25 protein-coding genes and 3 pseudogenes are annotated in these 26,072 nt (G+C 35.0%); 4 read left to right on the plus strand and 24 right to left on the minus strand.

Annotated elements, in window-relative coordinates; all coding sequences use genetic code 11:
• Window positions 1-272: 272 nt before the first annotated feature.
• Together HMPREF0868_RS07385 and HMPREF0868_RS07390 are read right to left on the minus strand one after the other, a co-directional pair.
• Complete coding sequence (locus HMPREF0868_RS07385; RefSeq protein ID WP_012994116.1) at window positions 273-857, minus strand: ImmA/IrrE family metallo-endopeptidase; 585 nt, start codon at window positions 855-857, stop codon at window positions 273-275.
• Window positions 850-1,200: a helix-turn-helix domain-containing protein gene (locus HMPREF0868_RS07390; protein WP_041705731.1), complete on the minus strand. Its 351-nt coding sequence runs from the start codon at window positions 1,198-1,200 to the stop codon at window positions 850-852. The genes HMPREF0868_RS07385 and HMPREF0868_RS07390 overlap by 8 nt, the downstream gene beginning before the upstream one ends.
• 105 nt (window positions 1,201-1,305) lie before the next feature.
• Between HMPREF0868_RS07390 and HMPREF0868_RS07395 the strand changes: the two are divergent.
• Window positions 1,306-1,584 (plus strand): annotated as a pseudogene (locus HMPREF0868_RS07395) (type II toxin-antitoxin system RelB/DinJ family antitoxin); the annotation flags it as partial.
• Between the two features lie 208 nt (window positions 1,585-1,792).
• Here HMPREF0868_RS07395 and HMPREF0868_RS07400 read toward each other — a convergent pair.
• The 21 genes and pseudogenes from HMPREF0868_RS07400 to HMPREF0868_RS07495 form a co-directional block, all read right to left on the minus strand.
• Window positions 1,793-2,425 (minus strand): helix-turn-helix domain-containing protein, encoded by a 633-nt coding sequence (locus HMPREF0868_RS07400; RefSeq protein WP_012994119.1) that lies wholly within the window; start codon window positions 2,423-2,425, stop codon window positions 1,793-1,795.
• A 316-nt stretch (window positions 2,426-2,741) separates the two neighbouring features.
• Window positions 2,742-3,191, minus strand: coding sequence for a hypothetical protein (locus tag HMPREF0868_RS07405; RefSeq protein ID WP_012994120.1), 450 nt, complete (start codon window positions 3,189-3,191; stop codon window positions 2,742-2,744).
• Window position 3,192: 1 nt separating this feature from the next.
• Window positions 3,193-3,393: a helix-turn-helix transcriptional regulator gene (locus tag HMPREF0868_RS07410; RefSeq protein WP_012994121.1), complete on the minus strand. Its 201-nt coding sequence runs from the start codon at window positions 3,391-3,393 to the stop codon at window positions 3,193-3,195.
• Between the two features lie 346 nt (window positions 3,394-3,739).
• Window positions 3,740-4,039: a DUF3784 domain-containing protein gene (locus HMPREF0868_RS07415; RefSeq protein WP_012994122.1), complete on the minus strand. Its 300-nt coding sequence runs from the start codon at window positions 4,037-4,039 to the stop codon at window positions 3,740-3,742.
• A gap of 23 nt (window positions 4,040-4,062) precedes the next feature.
• A pseudogene (locus tag HMPREF0868_RS08820) lies at window positions 4,063-4,278 on the minus strand (hypothetical protein); the annotation flags it as partial.
• Between the two features lie 491 nt (window positions 4,279-4,769).
• Window positions 4,770-6,506: an ABC transporter ATP-binding protein gene (locus HMPREF0868_RS07425; protein ID WP_012994124.1), complete on the minus strand. Its 1,737-nt coding sequence runs from the start codon at window positions 6,504-6,506 to the stop codon at window positions 4,770-4,772.
• Entirely contained in the window at window positions 6,499-8,217 is a 1,719-nt protein-coding gene (locus HMPREF0868_RS07430; protein WP_012994125.1) for an ABC transporter ATP-binding protein, read from the minus strand. The genes HMPREF0868_RS07425 and HMPREF0868_RS07430 overlap by 8 nt, the downstream gene beginning before the upstream one ends.
• Window positions 8,218-8,290: 73 nt before the next feature.
• Complete coding sequence (locus HMPREF0868_RS07435; RefSeq protein WP_041705732.1) at window positions 8,291-8,881, minus strand: TetR/AcrR family transcriptional regulator; 591 nt, start codon at window positions 8,879-8,881, stop codon at window positions 8,291-8,293.
• 276 nt (window positions 8,882-9,157) lie between these two features.
• A complete protein-coding gene (locus HMPREF0868_RS07440) occupies window positions 9,158-9,337 on the minus strand; it encodes a DNA methyltransferase family protein (RefSeq protein ID WP_012994127.1) in 180 nt (59 codons plus the stop codon).
• A gap of 121 nt (window positions 9,338-9,458) precedes the next feature.
• Window positions 9,459-9,545 (minus strand): type II toxin-antitoxin system RelE/ParE family toxin, encoded by an 87-nt coding sequence (locus tag HMPREF0868_RS08760; RefSeq protein WP_338037243.1) that lies wholly within the window; start codon window positions 9,543-9,545, stop codon window positions 9,459-9,461.
• A 375-nt stretch (window positions 9,546-9,920) separates the two neighbouring features.
• A complete protein-coding gene (locus tag HMPREF0868_RS07445) occupies window positions 9,921-11,129 on the minus strand; it encodes an ATP-binding protein (protein WP_012994129.1) in 1,209 nt (402 codons plus the stop codon).
• A 221-nt stretch (window positions 11,130-11,350) separates the two neighbouring features.
• Complete coding sequence (locus HMPREF0868_RS07450) at window positions 11,351-11,944, minus strand: DUF4097 family beta strand repeat-containing protein (RefSeq protein WP_012994130.1); 594 nt, start codon at window positions 11,942-11,944, stop codon at window positions 11,351-11,353.
• A 103-nt stretch (window positions 11,945-12,047) separates the two neighbouring features.
• On the minus strand, window positions 12,048-12,590 hold the full coding sequence (locus tag HMPREF0868_RS07455) for an ATP-binding protein (protein WP_049779020.1): 543 nt from the start codon (window positions 12,588-12,590) through the stop codon (window positions 12,048-12,050).
• 357 nt (window positions 12,591-12,947) lie between these two features.
• Window positions 12,948-16,100: an AAA domain-containing protein gene (locus HMPREF0868_RS07460; protein WP_012994132.1), complete on the minus strand. Its 3,153-nt coding sequence runs from the start codon at window positions 16,098-16,100 to the stop codon at window positions 12,948-12,950.
• Window positions 16,101-16,277: 177 nt separating this feature from the next.
• Window positions 16,278-16,547 carry a hypothetical protein gene (locus HMPREF0868_RS08845; RefSeq protein ID WP_476703289.1) on the minus strand — a complete coding sequence of 90 codons (270 nt, stop codon included), beginning with the start codon at window positions 16,545-16,547 and terminating at the stop codon, window positions 16,278-16,280.
• 187 nt (window positions 16,548-16,734) lie between these two features.
• Window positions 16,735-17,319: an MptD family putative ECF transporter S component gene (locus tag HMPREF0868_RS07470; RefSeq protein ID WP_012994134.1), complete on the minus strand. Its 585-nt coding sequence runs from the start codon at window positions 17,317-17,319 to the stop codon at window positions 16,735-16,737.
• Between the two features lie 10 nt (window positions 17,320-17,329).
• Window positions 17,330-18,034: an energy-coupling factor transporter transmembrane component T gene (locus HMPREF0868_RS07475; RefSeq protein WP_012994135.1), complete on the minus strand. Its 705-nt coding sequence runs from the start codon at window positions 18,032-18,034 to the stop codon at window positions 17,330-17,332.
• A complete protein-coding gene (locus HMPREF0868_RS07480; RefSeq protein WP_012994136.1) occupies window positions 18,024-19,541 on the minus strand; it encodes an ABC transporter ATP-binding protein in 1,518 nt (505 codons plus the stop codon). Before HMPREF0868_RS07480 ends, HMPREF0868_RS07475 begins: the two co-directional genes overlap by 11 nt.
• Before the next feature lie 2 nt (window positions 19,542-19,543).
• Entirely contained in the window at window positions 19,544-21,253 is a 1,710-nt protein-coding gene (locus tag HMPREF0868_RS07485; RefSeq protein WP_012994137.1) for an ABC transporter ATP-binding protein, read from the minus strand.
• Window positions 21,246-22,985 (minus strand): ABC transporter ATP-binding protein, encoded by a 1,740-nt coding sequence (locus HMPREF0868_RS07490; RefSeq protein ID WP_012994138.1) that lies wholly within the window; start codon window positions 22,983-22,985, stop codon window positions 21,246-21,248. Before HMPREF0868_RS07490 ends, HMPREF0868_RS07485 begins: the two co-directional genes overlap by 8 nt.
• A gap of 103 nt (window positions 22,986-23,088) precedes the next feature.
• Window positions 23,089-23,661 carry a TetR/AcrR family transcriptional regulator gene (locus HMPREF0868_RS07495; RefSeq protein ID WP_012994139.1) on the minus strand — a complete coding sequence of 191 codons (573 nt, stop codon included), beginning with the start codon at window positions 23,659-23,661 and terminating at the stop codon, window positions 23,089-23,091.
• A 770-nt stretch (window positions 23,662-24,431) separates the two neighbouring features.
• On the opposite strand from HMPREF0868_RS07495, the gene HMPREF0868_RS07500 reads away from it, so the two are divergent.
• Complete coding sequence (locus HMPREF0868_RS07500; RefSeq protein ID WP_041705734.1) at window positions 24,432-24,848, plus strand: hypothetical protein; 417 nt, start codon at window positions 24,432-24,434, stop codon at window positions 24,846-24,848.
• Between the two features lie 2 nt (window positions 24,849-24,850).
• Complete coding sequence (locus HMPREF0868_RS07505) at window positions 24,851-25,054, plus strand: helix-turn-helix transcriptional regulator (RefSeq protein ID WP_012994140.1); 204 nt, start codon at window positions 24,851-24,853, stop codon at window positions 25,052-25,054.
• Between the two features lie 119 nt (window positions 25,055-25,173).
• On the opposite strand, the gene HMPREF0868_RS07510 is transcribed toward HMPREF0868_RS07505, so the two are convergent.
• Window positions 25,174-25,488 carry a type II toxin-antitoxin system RelB/DinJ family antitoxin gene (locus tag HMPREF0868_RS07510; protein ID WP_012994141.1) on the minus strand — a complete coding sequence of 105 codons (315 nt, stop codon included), beginning with the start codon at window positions 25,486-25,488 and terminating at the stop codon, window positions 25,174-25,176.
• Between the two features lie 402 nt (window positions 25,489-25,890).
• Here HMPREF0868_RS07510 and HMPREF0868_RS07515 point away from each other — a divergent pair.
• Window positions 25,891-26,034, plus strand: a pseudogene (locus tag HMPREF0868_RS07515) (transposase); the annotation flags it as partial.
• Between the last annotated feature and the right edge of the window lie 38 nt (window positions 26,035-26,072).

Consider the following 26,072-nt stretch of genomic DNA (forward strand, 5'->3'; position numbering starts at 1 on the left):
GTGGCTTTGTGTATGCTCCCTCGTTAGAATGAACAACAGCAAATTGACTTCACCATATGCGTACGGTGAAGAGCTTTATTTATATTTAATTTCACCATATACCACGCCTTTCTACCTGTTCTTAAAAACAGGTTTTATTTCCATATTTTTCTTGTAGTTACTTAGTAGGCGTGATAAAATGTTCATTGCTTAGATGGGTGTTTTATAACGCCTACATAAAACGCTTTTGAATTGCTCCAACAATTCAGGAGCGTTTTAATTTACTAGTTCATTCACGTTTGTCCCCCCTTTTCTGTCAATTCATAAAACCCAAATGCTATCGGATCAATCTTTTTTATAAATTCTTCTTCATGACTAAATAATTTAAATCCGAATTTTTTATTACGACTTGTAATATTCGCGCTTGCATTGCGCGCAGCTTCAAAACTTACACCACAAAATGCCACAATCTCATTGGCAGATTCTATGCCCTTCAACATAAGATAAGCTGTTGGACACATAAAATGCCGTGCAAAATAATCAGCTAAATCATCTTTAGAATCATCTTCATCTTCGCAAATATAATGCCCAATTTCATGAAAAATAGAAAGACGGATTGCACCTTCTGATTCAAACAGGTCATTGTAATAAATGGTTGGAGGGTTTTCTTTAGACTCTTTAACAAAGAATGCGTGCTTTGATTTCTTATGCAACAATTTTTTAGCTTCATCGGAAAAAGCAGAATAGGGAACAAGAGCGATTTTCATCTTCCGACAAAGCTCTTTCGCGTCTATCGGGAATTTATCAATATTGTAATCGTCGTATATTGAATAAATCAACTTATCCAGTTTGTCATACTCACTTCCACTCCTATACATCTGCTTTACTCCCAAGAAGTAGTGCGATAAGCTCATTTTTTTCTTCAGCCGTCAGCTCTCCACCTTTCCTGGCAATCGCAGTAGAAATTGTTTCATAAGCACTTGTTTCATAAGCACTTGTTTCATAAGCACTTGTTTCACTATCTTCCCCCTCATCAAGAAGATACTCGGTTGCAACACCAAATGCCTTTGCAAAGTTCACAACAATATCAAGTCGTGGCCTACGCTCAGAACGAAGATACCGCGATACAGAACTTTCTGTAATACCGCTTAATTGTGATAGCTGCTTTTGATTGATGCCTCTGTCCAACATTAAGTTTTCAACTTTTTCTTGCCAGCTCATATCAATCCCTCCTTCAACGCTTGCAATTATACATTGCATTTTGGCAACCGTCAACATCAAAACATCGTATCTGTAAAATAGTGACTTCCAAATGTTGTATATGCACGAATCGACACCACACTTAAAGAAAATGCTGAAAACATTTTAAACCGGCTTGGCATAACACCGTCTTCTGCGATTCAAATGCTTTATAGTCAAATCGTTTTACAAAAAGGCATGTCCTTTGAACTTCGCCTGCCAGTAAATAAACCTACTGCTTTAGGTAACTTAACAAGAGATGAGTTAGATAAGGAATTGCAGAAAGGCTTAGACTCTCTAAGATCCGGCAAATCTTATAGTGCAGATGAAGTAGATCAGTTCTTTGCAAAGGAATATGGTGCATGAGTACAACTTATAACATCATCTATTCTCCGCAAGCGTTCCTTAATCTTAGTGAATTATACGAGTATATCTGTTTTCATTTCTTATAATCAACTGCCATGTAAAAACACTAAAAGTATGTACAAAACCCGGAAAATAAAAATCAGGAGAATGCGGAAATCAAAACCGAAAACCACATTCTTCTGATCAATTCCCGGCCAACTACCAGTTCTTACTTATCACGCAACTTACCAACTTGCGTAAATTCCTTATCCCCAACACACATCTTCTTATCAGTGAACTTTACTCGCATCATTCTGCTAATAATATACTCATCCGTTATCAGCACAAAAAATTGCTTTTCTTTTTTATTCACCAAGTAATACTGTTCACTGCCAATACTCTCTACCGCTTTACCGAATGCAAACGTATCAAACAAAGGAATGCCTCCGAACAAAGTAGTAATAAACCCGATAAAATTATCCATAAACTTTTCAGACGAATTGGGAATAAACTTCGTCACCGTGAGCATAATAATTTCAGCGTCTGGATATTCATCGCGAACAATTTGTTCCTTTATTTTGATTTTCTTACGTACACCCAATTTTGCATTAAGAGCATACTTCGCTAAATCAATAGGCTTCTTAATGATTGACAAATCAATAGCATTGTCTTTATCCAACAAATAGTCGACAGTGACACCCAGCGCATCCGCAATCATCTTCAAATTTGCAACATCCGGCAGACCGCGACCACCTTCCCACTTCGCTACCGCAGCACGCGATACCATAATCATTTCAGCAAGTTCTTCCTGAGTTAAACCCGCTTCCACGCGCGCATTTCTGATTTTTTCTCCTAACAACATCGTATAACTCCTTTCATTGGCTATGAGTTTTCGTTCTTAATGATTATTTGTTTTGCTCGTAATGCAATTAATAATCGCACTGCGTAATTACATGCTAACGCGCAACATATGAATAAAAAAGGAACGAACGAGAACACAAGCGTTACGAATCGTAACATGGCATTTTCTTAGCACACGCGCACTTTTTCTCCATATCCTGAGCAATTTGTTTTAAGTGCGCTTCTTCTCCTTACCATTTTTTCCTCCTAATTTTGAGTATAAAAAAAGACGATAGAGTTTTAACTGTCTATCGTCTAATACCTTTACTATGATATTTTTAAATCTTTTTCGACCAATATACTTTTAATAATTTAGAAAATAGTATTTGTACAAATGCAACTATTATTAACGCTAAAAAGGCTTCATAACTTATATATGCTACAATTAAAGAAACTATTACAATAACCATTGAAAATATAGGTATTATATTTGATCCTGACTTCATCTTTATTAATATCATTCTTTCATCTGTTTCTTTAGTATACATCTTCTCCAATACATCTCTATTTCTATATGCTCTACTAAGCATTGACATGTAGAATACAGATACAAGTTCAAGTCCAATAAAAAATCCTACTACATAATCTGTCACATCTTCTTTTAATGGAAATTTATATTTTAAGTAAAAATTTCCAATAATAACTGTGAGTAAGGCAACCATACATAATAAGACTAAAATACTAATTCTAAATCCTATTTCTTTTTTATATTTTTCTAATTTGTTCATATTAATCATCCTCTTCTATACTAAATATTTCTTCAATACTCATATCAAAAAACTTAGCAATTTTAAAAGCCAACGGCAGTGACGCTATATATTTTCCGGTTTCAATGGAAGTTATGGTCTGTCTTGTTACTCCAACTTCATTTGCCAATTCTTCTTGAGTTATTTTATGCTGCTTTCTTAATTGAGAAATTGTATTTTTCATTTTCCTCCTTCAATAGCAAGCTTGCTTTACATGCGTAGTATAGTTCACTTTGCTTTTTTTGTCAAGCTCGCTTTACTTTTTATAGTTTCTTAAACTAAAAAGACGATAGATTTTTAATGCCTTAGATTTTGAAGTTAATGCAGAAAGATAAGTCCGATGATTACCTTTCTATATTCCGCTGCCGAGATATGTCTCTACAGAACGCAAGCCGCATCTCACAGTTGTTTTTAAAAGCCAATGTTGACATTGGTTTTATTAGGTTCTGCTTTTTACAGAAATTATTTCAAATGGCCCTGTTTTCCTTCTTAGCCATTCATGTGTTTCCGCATCTGATTCATCTAAAACCTTAATGTTTAGAATAATATGAAGTTACAACTGCAACTACAATTACACCTATAATTATGGTTCCTACCACCACAAAAATAGCTTTCTCTGCCATTATTATTCCTTTTAATATTAAGAATGATTCTACTAATAGCAAAAGTCCAAGCAGCAATAACAACAGACCGGACATTGTCGCCAATCGAGTTTCATCAACACCTGATTTCGGAGTATATCCAGCTAAAATTCCTACTAATTTAAATTTCCATATCAATATCCCTACAATTGTCAATGTAATGCCTGCTAATAATGAGACAATAGTCATAAACAAGCCTCCTTATTTTTAGACTAATAAATTCTAGATTTTCTCACCATGATAATTAGCCTAAACCTTATTTTCCCACCTCGCAACCTGGGTGCAAAATAGAAATTAGCTGTAATAAATTCCTGCAGTTTCTTTACCAAAGCCTGAACTTCAACTGAATCGCTGTGTTGTGATTTTACCTTGCCAAATTCTGCAAAAATCAGCATGAGTTGTTGATGGAACATTTTTGTTTCCTCGCTGTTTCTCCTTAATTTCTTTGAGCGGAAATTCCAAAGCTTTAAACAGCAAACTGGATTGCAGTACCTTTAAATTAACCTTTCTACCACTATTCAAAGAAGATTTATTAGAAACACTTGACTATATAACCAATACACTGCAAAATCCCAAAACTGCTCACAGACTTGTTGACGATATAGAATCAGCAATCGATAAACGACTTGAATCGCCCCTCTTATTTGCTCCTTACCAATCATCAACAACCCTAGAACACCCCTACTACAGGATTAGCGTACGCAACTTTTCTGTTTTTTTACGTTGTCATCGACGACACTGAGGAAGATATCTTTTCCTACCCTAAAATATCTGCACAAGTTTTATAGGTTTTATCTATTAGAAACTTATAGTTTTCTAAGATCGATAAGCTGGGAGTTGTCAGCTAATAAGTTTACTTGCCAACTTGTACACTTGATTTGTTTCTTTGCTTTCCAACTTCCAGCTATTAAGTTCAACTTTAATTTGCGAATCTCCAGCTTTCAGCCTTGCTTCTCGATTCGATAAGAGCTCGATAAAGACCTCCTTGCAGCATCAATTCATCATGTGTGCCGCACTGCTCAATCCCTGCTTTGTTCAGTACCAAAATCCGGTTTGCATTACGGATCGTCTTCAAGCGGTGCGCGATCATGATGACGGTTTTGTTTTGAGTAAGGGCTTCAATGGCTGCTTTCAGCTTGTCTTCGTTTTCCGGATCAACATTTGCAGTAGCTTCATCAAAGATGATAATCGGTGCATCTTTCAGCATTGCTCTGGCAATGGAGATGCGCTGTTTTTCACCGCCGGAAAGACTTGTTCCACCTTCTCCGATCATGCTCTGATAGCCATCGGGCAAGGCGGAAATAAAGTCATGGCACTGGGCCTTTTTTGCCGCCGCAATCACATCATCGCGGTTGGCATTTGGGCATCCGAATTTAATGTTGTTTTCAATCGTATCGGCAAAAAGATAGACATCTTGGAAGACCATCGAAATATGCTTCATGAGATTTTCAAGGGAGTAATCTTTTATGTTCTTTCCTCCAAGGCGAATCTCTCCTGAATTGACATCCCAAAAGCGAGAGATCAAATTGCAAAAAGTTGTTTTCCCTGAACCAGACGGCCCTACGATAGCCGTCATTGATCTTTCGGGGATATAGCAAGACACATTATTTAAGATTGGCTTTTCGCCATAGGCAAAGGAAACATTTTTAAATTCAATATCGTGTTGCTGAAGTGCATCATTGATATGACCTTCCGGCATATCTTGCATTTGATTGACGTAATCATAAGAATCCATCGCGTTGTCAATGGTTCTAAGCATGGCCATAGCACTACCAGAAGCCAATAAACTGTTAAAAATCACAAAACTGGCAACCAGCGTCATGATGGTATAGTCCAAAGAAAGCTCTCCCGAAAAGTAGCATGAAAGTGCTGTGGCAATCATAACCGAAATCGTGATAGCAATGATGATTTTCAGCAGTACCGTGTAAGGCGTAACGGCCCTTTCAAGGCTCAACGTCGATTTTTTTGTTTCTTCAAAACTTTGATCCAGCTTGTTGTTATTTTGTCCGCCCAAGTTATAGGACTTGATGATCTGCATACCTTGCAAGGTTGCCAGCACTTCTTTCGTGAGATCGTTTTGTACAATAGAAACTCGATCCGAACTCTTTTTAGATCTTTGCTGCATTAAAACGGCCGCCGCCAAGAAAATCAAAGACCCAGCGATAGCAATGAGTGCAATTTTCCAATACAGCATAAAAAGGGACAGAATAAATACCACGGTTACAAGAAGACCGCTGAATACCATAATAAAAAGTGTGGGCACCCAAGTTTCGAGACTGTCCAACTTTGTCGTCGCAATGGCCGTTAAATTTCCTAAGCTAAAATCATTGAAAAAGCCCATTGGCACTTTTTTGATTTTTTCTCCCATAGCGATACGTTTATTTGCGGCTGTAAAATAGCCGGCATGCGTTTGCTTAAGCATGGAATTTTTCTTAGAAATAATGATGCCCAGTAAGGAAAGCAATAAGAATGCGCTGCACATACCAATCGTCTGCCACGTAATTTCCTGCTTTATAATCGCCGCAATGACCAAATAGATGGCCATAAATTGAAAAACGTTAAAAATCGCGCCCAAAAAACTCCAGATCACCGAGGAGCGAATCATTCCTTGCTCACGCTCTGCAAATTTCCATAACTTCTTAAATATATTAATCATTTTCTTCACCTCGCATGGCCGCACTCCACAATTCTTGGTAAACCGGAGAATCTTTTAATAGTTCATCGTGTGTTCCGTGATTTTCAACATATCCATCATGGATTACAAATATTTGATCCACATCTGCAATGGTTTTCAGTCGATGGGCGATAATAATGAGCGTTTTGCCTTTTACCAATGTGGCGATGGCATCTTGCAAAATAGCTTCATTTTCTGGATCGATATAGGAAGTGGCTTCATCCAAAATGACAATCGGTGCATCTTTGAGCATGGCGCGTGCAATAGAGATGCGTTGGCGTTCACCGCCGGAGAGATGCCCGCCACCTTCTCCGGCAACCGTTTCATAGCCTTGTGAGAGCTTCATAATGAAATCGTGGCAGCCCGATTTTTTAGCAATATCTATAATTTCCTCATCCGTTGCATCTTTTTTGCCGATGCGAATATTATCTTTGATGGAAATATCAAACAAATAATTGTCTTGAGATACATAAGAAATAGCGTCTGAAAGCTGTTCTAAAGGCATATCCTTGAGAGCTATGCCACCAATTGTTATGGTGCCACTATCTGTATCCCAAAATCCGGCGAGGAGCTTTGCAACGGTCGATTTCCCTGAGCCAGAATACCCGACGAGTGCATTGACACTACCTTCATTGATGTGCAGATTGACATCCTTGATAACCTGTTTGTTGTCATCGTAAGAGAAATACACGTGATCGAAAGTGATGTTATAGCGTGAAATGTTTTGTGTACCGGTTGCGTGGGATAACTCTTTTGAGTTGAGAACTTTTTCAATCTCACCGGCAATGGTTTTGATGCGACCCATATCGTCCTCATAAGACATCACCTGCATGATATTTGAGATTGTGCCAAACGATAAAATAATCAACATCAAAAGATGAGCGCCGCTTAGGCTACCTTGCATACAGAAGAAAAGGCCAAACGGAATGATGGTTAAAATACCCATCGGTGCAAGCGACATACTCACCGCATAGTCGTTGTTGTTCAAGCCCATCCACTTGCAGTAATAATCTGCTTTGGCATAAACATTATCGCTGTATTTTTTATAGGATGTATCGCCTTGATTAAAAGACTTAATGACCTCGATGCCGTTGATATATTCCACAATCGAGTTGTTCATGTCTTGACCGATTTTGACTGCTTTGGGAAACATTTTAGGCATGCGCTTCATCGGGCCGACCATAAAAAATATGCCGATCACAAGAGGGACCAGTGACAAGAGCGAAACGCGCCAATCGAGTACAAACATGTAAACAAGAAGTAAAGCCGGGCCAACAATATTAGCGGTCATTTCAGGAATCAGGTGAGCCAGGGTTGTCTCCATGCTGTCAACTTGATTCACGATGACATCTTTTAGTTTTCCTGTGCTTAAATTCAAAATGTTTCCTAACGGCATTTTGAAAAGTTTCTCCATGATATCTCGCCTGATTTTACACAAAGCACCATAGGTCACTGTATGAGAAATCGTGGTGGAAATACCCATAAAAACTTCTTTGGCGCACAGCAGCGCGAGAATATTGAGGACTCCTTTAGTATAAAAAGCAAAATCTGTATTCCCTGCAATGAGGGCAACGATCATTTTACTCAAGAGCACATAGGTAAAAAGTCCTGCCAGTACACCCAAAACGGCAAAAAGAACCGAGAAAAAGTATCCGGTCTTATTTTTGGCGATGTACTTTTTCAATAAGTTCATATCAAAAAACCTCCTTAGTAAATGAATGAAATGCGGAAATTGATGGAAGATTTTAGAGTCCTGAAACTTCCGCTTACTGAGAAGTCAAACGAGTAAAATAACCTTCAAGCATGGATACCAAGTGCTGTCTGTTCTTTAGAAAATTTTCACGCGTATCTAAAATTTCACAGGATAACAAGCTTGCATTGATGAGATTCGTTACAAATTCATAGTCATCATCAGTAAACAATCCGCAGTCGTACCCATTCATAAAATGCTTAAAGTAAGTAATCGAATCCCTCTTGAGTTTTTCATATAATGCGTTAAGCTGTTCATTTTTCTTAATCTCACCAAGAAACATGACATAGATAGGCGTAAAAGGATTATTCGCCAACATTTTATCGACGACAATTTCAGCCAAGACGTGTGGTGTAAGCCTGTTTCCCATATGTTGAACCGTGTTTGTTACCGTCGCTTCACGCATCCTGCTTCCTCTGTCCATAATGTCGTAGAGGATTTCTGCCGTATTTTTGTAGTAGTAGTATAATCCGCCGGCTGATAAACCGGATTTTTCACGAACTTCATCCATCGTCGTATTGTTAAAGCCCTTAGAAGAAAAGAGTGCCATAGCAGCCTTTTGAATGTCTTCCTTACGCATTTCCGGATCTAATCGTTCTCTGACCATCATTTCCCTCCCTTTACCGAGATTATTCTCGGTAAGTAGCAAGTTATCATAGATTAACTTATTTGTCAAGAATTTTATGCGATAATGGCAATTCGTTTAATGTTGCATAAAAAAGAACCCTGCCAGATACATCAAGATTCTTGTAACGCGTAATTCCTCTTAGTTTAATTTTAGGATGAACATCGCTGTGAGCTTATTAATTTTCGTACCCCTTAGTATTAGGTTCGTACCCTAAGCAGCGATGCCGTTAAATCGATAGCAGTATTTTGAAATACTTTAATAAAGACCTGAAACCTTATCTACAAGTTCCTTACCTTTGCCAAGCTCATCAGGATTATTAAAGCTCACATAAAGTACGAGCACATAATCTTTGTATCTTGAAGGCTCCACACCACCCCTTAACTTGTTACAAGCCTCCCACAAAATTGAATACAGCTCGGATTTTTTCACAGCCATTGTCCTCTTTATCTCCTCGTTAATAATCTAAAATATCTATACACGCACGGACTAAAACGTTAACATCCTGTGCACTCGACCCTAGAGCGTAGACATCTTCCCTCAAACAGCCAAACTGCGCTCAAAAATCGCAAGAACCCAGCCTATATAACATCAAAACAAGAACTTCATTCTTAATTTCATAAACTAAAAGCCAATCCGGTTCAATATGACATTAATTACTTTTAAAAGACCATCCGTATTTTTATTTTGTTTCTTAGCTAATTTAAGGTCTTTTTTTGAATTGATGTATCATTCGGAACCTCTAATTTAAGAGAAAAAGGAATCCCGTTCTCACGAATCGTTGTTCGCAAAAACATATTTATCGCTATCAGCACTTTTACGATAGCCACTGAACAAGCCTGTAAAATCAATATTGAGAGAACGAATAGTGTATCTAATTTTATATATTAATCCAATACCTTCTTGTTGCAACATTTCCTCTTGCTAAGCTGTTTTTCACTTTGTTTTCCAAAATTCCGCCATTATTTTCTATAACTTTTATTGATCCGATATTGTCATCATCGCATGTAATCAAAACCTTTTACGCATTCTCTTCCAGTAGAAATTCCGGTAAATATTTGTGGATAATCCCTTCTTGTGAAAAATTCATTGTATCCATCGATAAAACATATTTAGGATAATTATCCTTAACCAATCGATAAACGCCAAACTCCCTCCTACGAGTATCTTCACCGGCCAGCAAATAAGACACTTGATAATACTCAGTTTCACCTTTTCTAGTAGCAATGAAGTCGATTTCTTGATTGTTAATACGACCAACTTGAACTTGAAAGCCACGAGACAAAAGCTCAATATAGACGATATTTTCCAGAATACGTTCAATTGATGCAACATTTGAAAAGCCTACTGCTTGCCTAAAGCCATGATCCGTTACATAGTATTTTTCCTCAACCGTCAATAACTTTTTTCCGACACTGTCATAGCGTGGAACTTTTTTCAGAAGATACGCAGCTTGGCAAAAATTCAAGTAATTCAAAATGGTGTCCACTGAAACTTTACGATTTTCGCTCATAAAATATTTACGTAAGCTGTTAGCCGAAAAACTTTGTCCAATATTATCTAAACAAAAAAGTAAAATGCGATTGAACACGTCAACATCTCGAATTGAATTATATTCAAGCACATCTTTAACAACAACAGTATTGTAGATATCATTTAAATATTTAAAACTCGACTCTTCTTCTCCATTAAAATAATGAAGAGGAGGCATACCGCCAATCTTGATATATAGCTGAAATAATTCTTGTATGCTTAAATTTAAGTTTTGATACAAATCCACAAATTCGCCAAAGGTAAAAGGAAGCACCTCAAAACTCACGTAACGCCCCGCAAGCAAAGTGGCAAGCTCGCCGGACAATAATTTTGAGTTAGAACCGGTCAAATAGATATCGCAATCATAATCAACTCTAAGCGCATTTATAACACGCTCCCAGTGAGTAACTAATTGTATTTCATCAAAGAAAAAATATATTTTACCTTCGATTTGTTGACTACGTTTCATAATTAGTTGCTGCAGATCAAAATCATTTTTGACAGATAAGTATTGAGCTGATTCTAAATTAATATAAATAATATTACTTGAGGGAACGTCTGTAAGTAATTCAGATTGAATCATTTTTAACAAAGTGGACTTGCCCACGCGTCTCATACCTGTAATCACCTTCACAATAGGCTTGTCAATAAAAGGTTTGATCTTATTGAGATATTTTTTACGTAGTATGTATGACATATCATCGCGCCTTTCGATTATAGTCGATAAATTTATCGTTTCTTGCATTTGCTTCTATTATAAACGAAGCAAATTAAGAATTCATCTTTTGGGTCTATAATTAAAAAGTCTTTATTCAAGCTTCTGCAATTCGTACGCTTTAATGCACAGCACTTGTCAAATTACGCTCTAATTCCAACTTATATCAAGTTTTATTGCTTCTTTTTTGATCTATATGTCTGCTACTTTGCAATAGCTTTCCCATTAAGGCAGTGCACCGTGTAATGCGCAAATCCATCGTTTTTACAGTTTACCTTCTTCTCATCTGAAACCTCGGTGACACCATTCTCACAATCTACTTCAAGGCTTGCATCCTTGGTGATTGTTCCTTCTAAAATACTCATGCCATTTAACGTATCGAGTGTACAAACATGAGTTACTTCTACGTTTGTTGCTGAAGCCGACCCATTACAACATTTAAGAAAGACATCATCCGCTTTCACATTAACAACTTCTACCTTGCCATTGTTCACTTCTACATAAAGCTCACCAATCTCAATATCTGTGATGAGCACTTGATTAGAATCAGATTCAACCTCACAAACTTCCACATCATGTGGCAAACTCACAACAATTTCAGGCATACCCTGAGTAAACCACCTCAGCCAATTCGAAGCTGAAACTTTTTTAGTTTGAATAAGCCTTATAACATTTTGCGCTTCCTCAACCCTCAATATATCTTGTTCACAGTTAACAAAGCTCACGCCAAAGGTATCAGCACGTTTCACCGTTAAACGAACATCTTTCGTCTCTGCGATAAACTTCTTATTATCCATTCCTTAAGCACCTCCTCGTGCACATACTAATAATCAGGTTTCATTGCCATTAAATTGTGGGTAAGACTGTCCTGTATAAATAATTTTATCCCTTTTTCTGTTCTCATGTAAAACAGCTGAGGATTTTGTTCTCATTCAATCGAGATTTTAGGACTTCCGAAACAATTAGATTTTCGAAAAGATTTCCACGTAATGGATCTCTATTCGCTTGATTTTCTGTTTCAATTCCCAATAAGTATGAAGCCAATCCAATTTCTGTAAAATATATTTTCGGCGATTTGGTATGTCGTTTTGAAATGTTAGAAAAATATGGCTGTAACTTATACACTATATAAGATGCCTCAAGTACTGACAGCCATTGCGCCAAAGTTGCAGACGAAACGCCAACATCTCCGGACATAGAAGACAAATTTACAACTTGCCCAACTCTGCCTGCAAGCAGGGTTATGAATCGTAGAAACTTATCCAAATTTTTAACTTCTAACATTTCGCGTAAATCTTTTTCTACATAGGTATTCAAGTAATCACGATAATATACACTGCTTTCCCTTGAATTTTCTCTATACAATTCCGGCATAAAGCCCTGAATCAATAACTTATCAGCAGATAATTTCCCTAGACGTCCGTCTTCTGCAAGTTCATCCATGCTTAATGGGAGAAGCGTCACTATGCTCGTTCTACCTGCTAAAGATTATTGACGTAATTGTATTCCGGAAAACACTCCTTTACTAAAGTAGTTTTACCGGATTGTCTTGGCCCAATTACAGTAACTACAGGCACTTGCTTGGAAACTTGTACCAACTTTTCAGCAACTTTTCTTTTTTATCATAAAAGCCCCCTTGCATAATATAGCAACCATTTTAGGCGTAAATTTCAAGTTCAGCTTTAAGATTACGCCCGAATTGTTTAACTTGTCTTTTTGCGTTTAAAAGACGTACGGCAAAAGAATTGCTCCGCGATTTATTCACACACTCCCCGAGTGTTTCGGGAGATTTGTCTTATGTTAGCTTTTTTTTGGTTTTGAATTAAATTTTCTAATTTCGTTTATCGTTTTATCTATAACATCACTACACAAGTTTGAGTACAGCTTTTTATCTCCAATTATATAAAATTCTTTTTTGGCTCTAGTTGCTGATACATTCATTATGTTTGGATTTTCTGATCCCATTGCCCAGTTTGCAGCTCCCTTACTTTTTTCATCTGCTCCTAAAACCAAGAATACTATTGGTGCTTCTTTTCCTTGGAATGTGTGTACTGTTCCTACATTTGTCGGACTGTATTTGCTGTCATATCTTGTAAAGTTGAGATCTGTTGCAAGTTTTCTGGATAAATTATACGCAACATTTTTAAACGGCGATATTACATAGACTTGGTCTTTCTTAGTTTTATCTAGAATGTCTTTATTGGTTTCTGCTAATTTCTTGATTTTTTCTACCAATAATTCACCCTGTTCTTTTACATACTTATTATCCGCAGATCCTCCAACATCATACCATTCTGCTTTTCCGTCTGATTTATTTCCTTGAACCATGTTACCACCATAAGAGATTTCATTTGATATGCTGAACATTGGATACTTGCAACGTCTGTGTACCCATAAAGGAATTCCTATCCAATCTTCAAGATTGTTGATACCTTTGTAAAATCCATATTGACTAGCACTGTCAATCAAAGTTTGAGTAGATGCATCTTCTGATAGATAAGCTTGTCCAACTCCATAATTTTGTCCCAATAAACTAAGTATATATGAGTCTAAAGTTAAAACTGGTTTGATTTGGGCTGGATCTCCAACTGCCATAACATGCTTACATCTAAAAATCGCGCCAACGCTTGCTTGAGGCAAGGCTTGTCCTGCTTCATCAATGAATAAATGTCCCAAAGAATTTGCTTGAATATTTGAAAACATCCTTCCCATACTTGCAAATGTGGAACTTATAACTGGAACTGTCATGTTAATCCAATTCCACGCTTCTTGTATAATAATATTTTTATCCAAGTAATTTTGTTGTTTGTTCCATATTCTAGTTGCAGCTTCAATATTTTTTATATTTTCATATAAGAATTGTTTGCGAACTTTCAGTGCAACTATGAATAGTTCAGACTGAATTCTACGATACGCTTCATCAAACCAAGGATTACTCATTTGCAAATCATCATATGGCAATGAAAAATCTAACACATTAACATCTGTATTTACTAATACAGATTTCATATCTCTTATTTTTGCTTCTAGTTTTTTGATCTCGTTATCCTCATTTTGAATCGCTTGAACAATCTCTGAATTTTTATCTTCGATAAGCTTATTTCCATAAGAAATTTGATCTTCGATATGTTTTAAATCTTTTATAAAAGCACCTATCTTTAATTTTGTCGATCTTTCTTGGTCTAATATTTTTATTAAATCGTCGGAGTATTTCCTCATCTGCTCATTATATGTTTTTTTCCTACTGAATTGGAAAAATCCTGGCTTTTGTAATTTGAGGACATCAATGCTATTTTCAATCATTTTTTTATTTTCACTTATATTTGACGAATCGTTCTTCAATTCATTTACTTTTTGATTCAAATGACTTTTGTTCAAATATAATTCTTCTAATTTCAAATTAACATTATTTTTTAAATTACTGAACTCGCTTTCTCTGAATTTTACATTTTTACTGAATTTTGATTTTTTGTTTAATAATTCGCATTCAAATTTTTCTAAAGAGAAGTATTTATCTGATATCTCTTGTCTCTTATTTCTATAAGATAATGCTTCATTGTATTTTTTCTCAAATTCACTATAGACATTATTATCAGAAATATAATTGTTTTTTAAATCATCAACCACATATTTTAATGCAGTAATTATGTACTGCATGTTTTCTTTTCTTCCACCTTCAAGAGAAAACAATCCCCAGAATTTTTCATCTAATTGTTTCTCGGCTTCTAATTTCTCTATATATTTTCCATTTTCTTCTACCCATTCTGTTAAAAGTTTAGAATTAGAAATGTCTTTGAAATAATCTATTCTTTTTATTTCATCTGCCAATGAATTGTCGATTTCGGATATCAGTGGGAGTTCATCTACAATGTTTTTTACAGCTCCATTATTAGAACTTGCAACAATAATCCCATTTTCTGCTATTTTTGCTGGAAGTATACCAATTGAAGCTTTTTGTGATCCGTTTTTCCAATAAACAGTCTCGTCATTTCCCGTAATTTTTTTGTTGTTTAGTTTTGTGATTTCATAGGATTGATCTACTAATAATTGTGCAAAAATGTCTCTCAAAAGTGTTGTTTTCCCTGTTCCTGGAGGTCCATTTACACTTCTCATATTATTAGAATCAAATCCTAATGACAAATTGATTGCGACTTGTTGCATAAAAGATGGTGCATATTGTATATTACTCGGAAATCTAGACAAAGGATAGTTGTTTGGCTGTAAAATCTCTGTAAAAATATATTTATTAAACTTAGGAGAAGTGATTCTACTATCTAAGTCTTTTCTATTTGAACAATTCCCAAGCAAATAATCATTCAAGTTTTTCGAATGAACAGATTTCGCCTTTTGCAAATCATTAATGAAAAATGAATGTAGATTAATTGCATCGTTCTCCAAATTTTTCAAAGGCTTCATTCTACAATTATCAATATCTATTTTATTGGTTTCTAAAATGCCCAGTATAGCCTTGTTGAACCAATCTTTATAAGGTTTATTCTCTGGACATTCAAATACTTCTTGAATTTTCTTGTTGAAATCTTCATCATATTCCCTAAACTCTTTTTCCGAAGGAATTTTATGAAAGTTTCTAATATAAAAGCTTTCTGTTAAAAAAGTCATATCATTATTTATCTGCAAATCCTTATCGAAATACAGTGCAAATGAAAATTTGTTTCCTAAAGTGATTTCTTGATTGGATACTGGAAGATTGAATTTATCTCTCAAAAATTCAATTACTTCTGTAAATTTGAAAATATCAAAATATACAACTATCCCGCCTTTTTGGTATGGATTTAAATTAAAATATTTGATCTTTTTCTTAAATGCATCATAGAAATCATAATCTTTAAGATCTTTAAAAGTTAAAATATTCTTGTCTCTTAAATTAATATCTCCCTCCGATAAATGCTCCACCATAATCCATGATTCTAGTATTTTTTCTTTTTGATTCATGTTAGGCTCCTTTGTTATTTGATCTTATGATTTTTGTTCTATAACTTTATATGCAATTTGTCAATTATCATAGCCTTGTTTTGTTTATTTCGCTATCCTAATCTGTCTTTTCTTGCAAGGCTTCATTAGTTTTTAATATCTTAATTTTAAAATTCTCAATCTTAGATATTATTTGAATCATTCCAACTTTTTAATTTCTCCATAAGTTGCATCTTTTGAAAAATCTATTTCAGATAATTCTTCTCCGATTTCTATATCAATATGTTGGTCTGGGTTTAGTTTGGACAATGATACCATCGTCTCGCCAGTAGACCTGATATATCTGCTCGCTGACTTTAACCCTTTGTCCGTTGACATAAAGGTAATATTCTTTTGCCATAAAGTTTCCTCCATTTCTTTTTTGTCTGCGTTTTTAGACAAAAAAGGAGGACTTCTGCATCCGGGCATAAGAAGTCCTCTAAAATGAAAGAAATTTGCTCTTTCTCTATATTTAAAATTTGATTTTTTATGATAATTACCAGTATCAAAAAGGCCTATTCTTTTTTCCTATATGAATAACATACCCTAAACAACACATAGCAATTACCTCCAACTACTTAATCCATTTTTCTTTTCCCTCACAAATAAATATTGATTAAATCACTCCGGCTTTTTCAAAATGTTTTTTAAGTATTCTTGTTGCAACAAAAGCTCCTATGCAAGCAAGAACAAAAGTTATCAAGCCAAATCCTACTGCCCACGAAACTTTGAAATAAGATAATGCTTCATTTATTTGTGCTTCGCTCATTTTCCATTTTGTTGCTCTTTCCACAAAAGAAGCAGTTCCGAATAAAATCACGGGAATTACAGTCCCTAAAAAATCTGCTAATGCAAATGTCCCATATCCAATAATCATTCGTCCCTTGCTCTTGTAATTTCCTATAATCAAATCACATATAATTCCACCGATTACAGCAAAGACTGCATGAGGCAAATGTCCTCCTGACAGCGCAATTAAACCAAGAAGCGTTCCTGATATTGTAAATACGCCCTTCTTTTTAACTTTCACAGCCATAAGGATATAAACGGTGGCAGCTACCATAAAGCTAACTCCTGAAGCAATAAATCCTCCAACAACTGTTGTTGCCATGGCAAATGCAACTGCCATGTATATGACAATTCCAATTGCATTAAAAATTCCGATTGTAATAAAATCACGACCATTTAATTTGTTTTTCATAAAAGCCCTCCTAATAAATTCTCTGTATTACTATCATAAGAGCGATCATAAAAGCTCCTAATAGTCCAATAGTTAAGTCTGCACATCTAAACTGCAATTCTGTTAATGTTACCCTCTTCTCATCACTATCAAGTCCTCTAATGAGTGCTGAAGCTGACAGTTCATCTGAAATCTTAATCATTCTCATTAAAAGCGGAACAAGCGTATATTCAATGTATTTAATTGGGTGTAGCAATGGGAAAAATCTGCTTGTTACAATTCCTCGAATCCTCATATTCTCTTTTAATGCCTTGAGTTCTGTTTTTATAGTTGGTACAAACCTAAGCAAAACACTAAAAGGTATACCAATGCTTCTTGGTACTTTCATTCTATTTAACGCTTCCAGCATTTCACTTACACTTGTAGTCTTTGTTATATATCCACCAAACATAGCGATTAAGGTCATTCTTGATACAAAGTAAATAAACATATATATTGCAAATACGATGCTTGCTTCAGAAAACTTGCTAAGCCCTAACTCTATGCAGTATAAAAGCACAAAAAACAAGATAAAGCGTAACGCCCTTTTCCACATACTGCTATATACATACAGAAAAAAGGCAAAAACAATTAGAATAAAAAGTAGAATTGTATCGCTTATAAAAAAGCTCGTAAATCCAACAATTGGAAGTAGAGTAAGCTTTATTCTCGGATCAATGGTTTTTCTATCTACCACGCTTACCACCTCCTCTCATCTTGTCTAATATGAGAAATTTGTTACTTTCACTCATATTCAAAACAGTTTCTATTTTTCCATCTCCCATTACCCACAGCTCACTTACTGTGTTTGCTAAAAACTCAAAATCATGACTTATTACCAAAACTGTTGTCCCATTTTTTAATTGTTCTTCAATCAATTTTGCCACCGAAAGCATTGAGTCTTTATCACAACCTGATGTTGGTTCATCATAGATGAAAATCTTTGCCTGTTTCATCATTCCACAAGCTATTGTCAATCTTTGTTTTTCTCCTCTTGATAAAGCAAACGGATGTTTATCAACGTATTTATCTAAGCCAAGTACACTCAAAATAAACTTTGCCTTTTGGGTATTTTCTTTTTTATCTTTACTTGAAATACCAAGTAGCATTTCATCAAGTACACTTTCCGAAAATAACTGATAGTCTGAATCTTGAAAGACAAAATATGACATATCCATTAAATCTTTATGATTAAGCGACTTATCTTTTCCCGCCCATATTGTTCCCTCTTTTATCTTCTCAAGTCCTGAAATCACTCTTGCAAAGGTAGTTTTCCCGGTACCGTTTAAGCCGATAAGACCAATGGCTTTCCCACACTCTATATTGAAATCAAGATGATTTAAGATGTACTTGTTTTGTTTCTTTCCATCCTTAGCTACATTCGGATAGCAAAATCTCAAGCCTTTTCCACTGATACTTTCATCATTTAATTGATATGAATCTTTCTTCTCACTTATCCTGTATTCTTCTAATTCAAGAGTTCTTAGTCCATTCTCATCCCAAAACTCCTCTTCAAGATGGATAACTTCTTCCCGGCTCAAGTCCTGTGCAATCTCTCCATCTTTCATCAAAAGAAAACGGTCAAATAAAGATTTTGCATAGTACAAACGATGCTCAATTAGAACAACTGTTGTACCTTTTTTCTTTAATTTCTCCAAAATTAAAAACAGATCAAATGTTGCTTTCATATCCAAATTTGCTGAAGGCTCATCTAAAATTAAAACTTTCGGATTCATTGCATAGATACTTGCAATAGCTATCTTTTGTTTCTGCCCGCTTGATAATTCAAAAACAGATTTTCCTTTCAGTTCCTCAATATCCAGCTCTGCATATACTTCTTCTACTCTCTGTTTGATTTCATCTCTTGATTTACAGATAGTTTGAAGCCCAAAAGCTATTTCTTCATCTGTCGTTGTCGTGAAAAACTGACTTCTTGGATCTTGAAATACAGTCCCTACAATATGCCCTACTTCATGAAGTAATAATTTGCTTATATCTTTTCCGAACGCAAAGGCTTCTCCTTTCATTTTGCCTTTGTAATAATGTGGAATAAGGCCATTCATTACACTTCCAAGAGTGCTTTTACCACTTCCACTTTTCCCTGAAATTAAAACAAATTCACCTTTTTTAATTTCAAGATTGATATTTTTTAAAGCAGTTCGCCCATCTTCCCATTCATAAGAAACATCTTTTAACAAAATCATGGTTACACCTCATACTGAGCTTTCCATAATTTTGTGTAGTAACCATTTTTATCAAGAAGTTCCCCGTGCTTTCCTTTTTCAAGTAAATTACCTTTTTGAAATACGAGAATTTGGTCGGCTTTTTGAATGGTTTTTAAATGATGAGCCACTACAAGTACAGTTCTATTCTTTGCGAGTTCTGTAATAGCATCTTGTATCAAAGATTCATTTACAGGATCAACATTACTTGTCATTTCATCAAGAATTAAAATAGGTGCATCCTTTAGAAAAGCTCTTGCAATAGATATTCTTTGTCTCTGTCCACCTGATAAAATCCCACCATTTTCTCCAATATCAGTTTCATAACCTTTTGGTAAACTCATAATGAAATCATGTATTCTCGCTTTCTTTGCAGCTTCAATGATTTCTTCTTTTGTAGCTCCTTTTTTACCTACTCTGATATTTTCTTCAATCGTGTTATCAAACAGTTGAACATTCTGCATGACAATGCTGATACGATCTAAAAGCTCATCATAAGGAATATCCCTTATATCAGTTCCTCCAAGTATAATTTTCCCTTTATGCACATCATAAAATCTTAGAAGCAAGTTGGTAATAGTAGTCTTTCCACTACCTGATTCTCCAACTAAGGCTGTCATTGTTTTTTCAGCAATAGAAAAGCTCAATTTTTCCATTTTAAATTCATCTTTTTCATAAGAAAAATCTATGTTTTCAAAAGCTATATCATTATCTTTCGGAACAATTCCATTCACTTTATCCGGGATTACATCTGCATATAAAATTCTTGAAAGTCTCTCATAACTATCTACCGCCGAAACATAGTACATATAGTGTTGTTCCATAGAAGCGAATGGCTTATAAAATTCTTTTGAAATTACTGCAAAGATAATAAAATGAAGTACATCAAGACTTCCCGTTGTAACAAGTATTGCTCCTGCAATTAAAAGAACTAAATATCCAATATCCAGTAAAAACCCAAATATAGATAGCTGTTTTGCCTTTAATCTTGAAGCTACTTTGCTTGTTTCTCCAAACTTTTTTGTCTTATTCATAAGCTCATTATCCAAGCTCTTATTGTTTGAAAAACTCTTTAATACAGGTATTCCTCTAACATATTCAACAAATAAGCTAACCATATCAAGAAGTGCTGAGTTGTTCTGATTTTCTATTTTTTCAGATTGCTTAATTGTCAGATATAGAAAGATTAGTGCAATCGGAACAGATACAGCCATAATAATAGAAAGTTTGAAATCAATATTTGCAAGACCAACAAATACGACTGCGCCTATCAAAAAATCACCAAACATTCTCGACCACATATGCCCTACAACAAGGGACATATTATCAACATCTTTGTGTAAAATTGTATTTATTTCCCCAAGTCGTTCATTGGTATAAAATCCCAAACTGAATTTCTTTAATTTGATAATCATGCGTTCTCTTATTTGCTGAACAATATCAAAACCTGCACTATGCTTTTTCATATCTGCGACCATGTTACAAATACCTTTGAAGACTACAAGTAATCCAATCGCAATAAAATATTTATATAGGCTTGTTAAGCTCGTTCCGTCAAAGATTTGGAACAGTATAGAAAATACGATAACAATCATGGCTATGGAGCTGAGTCCATAAAGGGCAAAAAATACACTTGATATAATCAAATCTCTCTTGCCGGTTTTTGTAAGTAGTTTTAACATTTCTCTAAACATTTTCTGTTACCACCTCTTTCAAATTCCATCTATCTACCTTGTTCTGTGCTTCAACCATATCCTTATAGAACTCACATCTTTCCATCAGCTCTTCATGACTTCCTGCATCAAGAACAAGGCCTTTATCCATAACAATAATTTGGTCTGAATCTCTAATCGTATTTAGATGATGAGCAATTGTAATGATGGTTTTATCCTGACTTAAATCATCAATCGCTTCACCGATTAGTCTTTCGTTTTCACTATCAACAGCTGCCATTGCCTCATCTAATATTAAAATCGGTGCATTTTTAAGTATCATTCTCGCAATTGATATTCTTTGTTTTTCTCCACCGGATAACTTAACTCCCATTTCACCTACTCGTGTTTCATATCCATTTGGCAACGCTGAAATAAAGTCATGACATCTCGCTTTTTTGGCAGCTTCTATGACTTCTTCTTTTGTCGCATTAAGTTTCCCGATTGCAATATTGTCAAAAATACTTAAATCGAAAAGGATGACCTCCTGTTGCACACTTCCAATAAGATTTGAAATATTTTCCTGACTGTAATCCTTTATATCTTTCCCATTTATTTCTATTCGTCCGCTGTCAGCATCCCAAAATCCCATAAGCAAATTAGATACGGTACTTTTCCCACAACCGCTTGCCCCTACAAAGGCATTCAAGCTATTTTTCTTAAAAGTTAAATTGATATCTTTAAGCGCAAAGCCATCTTTTCCGTATGCAAAATTCACATCTTTAAATTCTATGTTTCCAAATTCTAAACCTTGTTCTGTCTTTTTCTTTGGAAGCGGAACGGTTAAAACTTTGCCAATCGCCTTTAATGCCTCCTTAAATACAATAGAAAAATGTTGTAGAGTGGCTGTCTTGCTTATGGATGCTGTAAACGCAGATGATAAAATAATTGCAAGTATAAAATTAGGGGTTGTAATATTTCCATAGTAAAGAAATATACTTCCCAAAATCATGACAATAACTACTCCAATTTCCATAAATATGTCAATGAGTCCCATTGGAATTGTGATTGCCCCCATACTCTTTTTAACCCAGTAAACATACTCTCTTGCCGTTTTTAATGTTCTTTCGCTAATCTCCTCTTCTTTAGCAAAAGCCTTAATCACAGAAATATTTTTTACATATTCCATTAGCTCTTCTCTCATCTTGTTTTCATGGTTAAAGTAAATAGCAAAATTTTTATCCATTGTTTTCTGTGAAAGAACTTTCACCAAATACATGAGTGGAACTCCGGCAATCATTCCAAGAGCAAGACGCCAATCCACAAAAATCATAGCTACAAAAATAATGGTAGGTAGAAGTGTAACTGACATTATTTCAGGAAGACCATGGGCAAGGTATACTTCCACTTGTTCCACATCATGCTGAACAATGTTGGTAAGCTCTCCTGTATTATGTTCTTTAAAAAATCCTAAACTTAGTTTTTTTAGATGATCAATAATATCTAACCTAAGTTCTGTTAATTTTTCGTATGCTTTCTCATGAGCAGCCTTTGTTGCAAAATAGTAAAACACGCCTTTTAACACAAATGAGATAAAGATTCCAAAGAATACATACTTTAAATCAACTTCGTTAGTATTGTTTGTGATTAAAGAACTAATTAAATATACAAGTAAGATTTGTGGTATCAAATCAAATACTATTTTTAAAGCAAGAAGTGAATTGGATAAGCCATTTTTCCCTATCACTTTTTTCCTTAATTCTTTTTCTGGCATGAACAACACTCCTTTCAAAACCGAATAATATTGAATTTTAATTTAATATTAAGGCTTAAAATAAGACTTTGCTGATTACACAAAGTCTATTTTTTAGTGCTGATTACAGGGATTCCACTCCCTTGTAATAACACCTTGCAATAAGTTTTAGCATATCTTTTGCCCACTTTTCACTTTGATAGTGCCTTGCTATTTCAAGAAGCCCCTCTGTAAAGTTACTGGCTAAAATATGGGAAAGCATTGGATCATATTCTTCTTTTGATTGTCTTTTTAAACTTACTTCAATATGAACCTGCATTTGCGATATGAGTTTTTGTTTTGCGTCTGCATGCTTTGTACCTGAACTTTTATCCATTAAAATAATTAACTTCTTACGCTCTTTTAAAAGTTCATGAATATAATTTTCTCCAACTTCATCAAATCTTTCAGAAGCAGAACCTTTTTCCAAAGATTCTTCCTCATTAAAAGCTGAGTCAAAGTTTATATAAACAGAACTTACTACTGCATCAAACAAAACTTCCTTATTTTTGAAATAGGTATAAATGAGTGCCACAGGAATATCTGCTTCTTTTGCAATTTCTGTTAATTTAGCACCTCTATAATCATTTTTATAAAATACTTTTTCTGCTGCATCAAGTATTCTATTTCTAACTTCTTCTTTCAATACTTGTGCCATATCACACCTCTTTCTAATAAAATACTGAACTCATATTCAATATTTGTCAAGAGTTTAGTGTATTAGTTCAAAAAGAAACTGGATTTAAGACTGCGAGAAAAGCAGATTTCCGTTAAATTACATCTCATTAATTCTATTTGATAAAATTGTAGCCACGCCAACAACCTTATTTTCCCACATAAACAGCTGGGTGCAAAGTGGTTGCACCTTTTAACGATAGGAAAAGCTATCGTTAAAAAGTTTAAGACCTGCTTAATAGCTTGATTATTGAGTATTGAGATGGACCCAGAATTTCGGACACACTAGGCGACAAGCTGGATTAAGTGGTCAGTATGGATAAGATGAAATGTTTTTCAAAGCTTCGTATGTGGGAATATATCCATACTAATAAATAAAGGTATTCGTTATAAATCTAAACTATGCTTATCCAATAAGAAGTCGAATAAATTAAGAGTGAGTATCCCATTTTCATCTAAAAATGACTTTATTCTATCTTTTACGATAAGTATTTTTTTAAATGAGTCATTATTTCCGTAAATCTATGCCTCTCCCTATTTAGAATTAATTCCATAACAGACATATTTTGAAGTTGGATTTACAAAATGAATTTACACCAACGTTAGAGCTTGACCTACGCCGTAATTCTCTATTCTTTGGTGTCCAAAAGAAATTTACAAGCTCAATATTGACAAGCTGTTTTCAAAGTTATATATTTATAACACATGTTAGAAATATATCACCTTATGTTTTTACACTAGAAGGAGATTAATATGAAGAAAAAAGTATCAATACTAGAAATTGTAGCAACAAAAATTGTCATTGCCTTATTAGTTGCAGGTTACTATTGGATGTGGAGTAGATCCGATTGGATGCCCGAATATCGCCAATATTCAGCTTACTTCGGCGGATTCTTATTCCTTATATTGCTAGCCCATTATCTTAGGATACATAAGTATAAGAAAGAATGTTTTGATGAGTTGGCGATAAAAACACTACGCAAATGCGATGCAATATGCCTGAAAGTTCTAACTGTTTTAATGGTAATAGTTGCATATGTGGGAGGGATTTTAGGGCACGTCAATGCAATGTCAACTGCAATGATGGGCTGGCTAATCATCGGAAGCATTATCACAATCGCAACGCTTCGTACCATGCTGTTCCTTATCTTGAATTCAAAAGGGGTATAGCTATGGCGTTAATAACAAAACTAAAAGATTACCGAGAAAAAGCAAACTATAAACAGTCAGAGCTGGCTGAAATGGTTAATGTCAGAAGAGAAACTATTGTTCATCTAGAAAACGGTAGGTATAATCCGTCTTTGAAACTGGCCATGGATATCGCAAAAATTTTCAAAGTAAAAGTAGAAGATTTATTTGAATTTACTGATGAGTAATCTATTGGGAAGTCTGTCTAAATTTTGAGTGCACACTATGGATATTGGGTGCACCTTTTAACGAAATGTAATAATTTTTTACACGTATTTTTCTAAAACCAAGCTCACCCCACGGCTGCTCAGCTATACAATTCACACGATAAGGCATTGTCTGTAAAAACATCATCTATCGGATAACTATCACCACGAACCGCCTGATCATAACCTTTAGCCATCAACGCGTTAAACGTTTTCTCGTCCATATCATCTTGTGCCGGAAGTGACTTTGGAATAGTAAGCGAAAACGGAATACCCTTATTAAGAATGATTTGACGATAAAACATGTCAATAGCAGTAGCCCTAGAAATTCCAATAGTTTCCAGAATCTGCTCTGCCTGCTGTTTAATATTTTCTTGTATTCTCACATTCACATTCGCACTTTTAGTAACTGCCATATCAATCAACCTCCATATTCATACCATACATAATTGTGTCGTATATTGCAACACAATTTACATGAATAGGATTGCTTGGCTACCATACGCGCTTTGCGTGTTCGCATTCCTTCATCAGATAGCACAATCAAGCGCCATGATGGTGGGGAAGCCCCGCTTATTTTCTCGTTTGAGTTTGAACATAAAAATAGCAGATAAAGGGAAGAAAATGAATTTACACCAAAGTTAAGGCTTGACCGTCTAAACCTCATTTTCGAGAGTATGAAATAATTTCTGTAAAAAGCAGATGAAAGATTCCAATAGGTACTCCTGCGATATAAACTAATTAAAGGAGGCCGAAAAAATGGCAAGAAGCAAAAAAGAAAACATCCACAAAGTGAAAATTACTGAAGGGAAGACGTAGATGTGATGATCATATGTGCTGACGGACTAGTCGGCATTCGTGAAGCTATATCTACAGCTTTTCCTAACACTGAATACCAACGTTGTATAGTTCATCAAGTCCGAAACACTCTGAAATATGTGGCAGATAAGGACAGAAAAGAAGAAATGGACTATGCCACTTAGAAACTGGGGCCAAGTTT

The sequence above is a fragment of the Mageeibacillus indolicus UPII9-5 genome (genome assembly GCF_000025225.2).
GTDB classification, from domain to species: Bacteria; Bacillota; Clostridia; order Saccharofermentanales; family Fastidiosipilaceae; genus Mageeibacillus; species Mageeibacillus indolicus.

Bases quoted from the DNA above. Each gene is read 5' to 3' on its own strand.
- HMPREF0868_RS07385 (WP_012994116.1), bottom strand. From the start codon at position 857: ATGTATAGGAGTGGAAGTGAGTATGACAAACTGGATAAGTTGATTTAT.
- HMPREF0868_RS07390 (WP_041705731.1), bottom strand. From the start codon at position 1,200: ATGAGCTGGCAAGAAAAAGTTGAAAACTTAATGTTGGACAGAGGCATC.
- HMPREF0868_RS07400 (WP_012994119.1), bottom strand. From the start codon at position 2,425: ATGTTGTTAGGAGAAAAAATCAGAAATGCGCGCGTGGAAGCGGGTTTA.
- HMPREF0868_RS07405 (WP_012994120.1), bottom strand. From the start codon at position 3,191: ATGAACAAATTAGAAAAATATAAAAAAGAAATAGGATTTAGAATTAGT.
- HMPREF0868_RS07410 (WP_012994121.1), bottom strand. From the start codon at position 3,393: ATGAAAAATACAATTTCTCAATTAAGAAAGCAGCATAAAATAACTCAA.
- HMPREF0868_RS07415 (WP_012994122.1), bottom strand. From the start codon at position 4,039: ATGACTATTGTCTCATTATTAGCAGGCATTACATTGACAATTGTAGGG.
- HMPREF0868_RS07425 (WP_012994124.1), bottom strand. From the start codon at position 6,506: ATGATTAATATATTTAAGAAGTTATGGAAATTTGCAGAGCGTGAGCAA.
- HMPREF0868_RS07430 (WP_012994125.1), bottom strand. From the start codon at position 8,217: ATGAACTTATTGAAAAAGTACATCGCCAAAAATAAGACCGGATACTTT.
- HMPREF0868_RS07435 (WP_041705732.1), bottom strand. From the start codon at position 8,881: ATGGTCAGAGAACGATTAGATCCGGAAATGCGTAAGGAAGACATTCAA.
- HMPREF0868_RS07440 (WP_012994127.1), bottom strand. From the start codon at position 9,337: ATGGCTGTGAAAAAATCCGAGCTGTATTCAATTTTGTGGGAGGCTTGT.
- HMPREF0868_RS07445 (WP_012994129.1), bottom strand. From the start codon at position 11,129: ATGTCATACATACTACGTAAAAAATATCTCAATAAGATCAAACCTTTT.
- HMPREF0868_RS07450 (WP_012994130.1), bottom strand. From the start codon at position 11,944: ATGGATAATAAGAAGTTTATCGCAGAGACGAAAGATGTTCGTTTAACG.
- HMPREF0868_RS07455 (WP_049779020.1), bottom strand. From the start codon at position 12,590: ATGGATGAACTTGCAGAAGACGGACGTCTAGGGAAATTATCTGCTGAT.
- HMPREF0868_RS07460 (WP_012994132.1), bottom strand. From the start codon at position 16,100: ATGAATCAAAAAGAAAAAATACTAGAATCATGGATTATGGTGGAGCAT.
- HMPREF0868_RS08845 (WP_476703289.1), bottom strand. From the start codon at position 16,547: ATGCCCGGATGCAGAAGTCCTCCTTTTTTGTCTAAAAACGCAGACAAA.
- HMPREF0868_RS07470 (WP_012994134.1), bottom strand. From the start codon at position 17,319: ATGAAAAACAAATTAAATGGTCGTGATTTTATTACAATCGGAATTTTT.
- HMPREF0868_RS07480 (WP_012994136.1), bottom strand. From the start codon at position 19,541: ATGATTTTGTTAAAAGATGTTTCTTATGAATGGGAAGATGGGCGAACT.
- HMPREF0868_RS07485 (WP_012994137.1), bottom strand. From the start codon at position 21,253: ATGTTTAGAGAAATGTTAAAACTACTTACAAAAACCGGCAAGAGAGAT.
- HMPREF0868_RS07490 (WP_012994138.1), bottom strand. From the start codon at position 22,985: ATGCCAGAAAAAGAATTAAGGAAAAAAGTGATAGGGAAAAATGGCTTA.
- HMPREF0868_RS07495 (WP_012994139.1), bottom strand. From the start codon at position 23,661: ATGGCACAAGTATTGAAAGAAGAAGTTAGAAATAGAATACTTGATGCA.
- HMPREF0868_RS07500 (WP_041705734.1), top strand. From the start codon at position 24,432: ATGAAGAAAAAAGTATCAATACTAGAAATTGTAGCAACAAAAATTGTC.
- HMPREF0868_RS07505 (WP_012994140.1), top strand. From the start codon at position 24,851: ATGGCGTTAATAACAAAACTAAAAGATTACCGAGAAAAAGCAAACTAT.
- HMPREF0868_RS07510 (WP_012994141.1), bottom strand. From the start codon at position 25,488: ATGGCAGTTACTAAAAGTGCGAATGTGAATGTGAGAATACAAGAAAAT.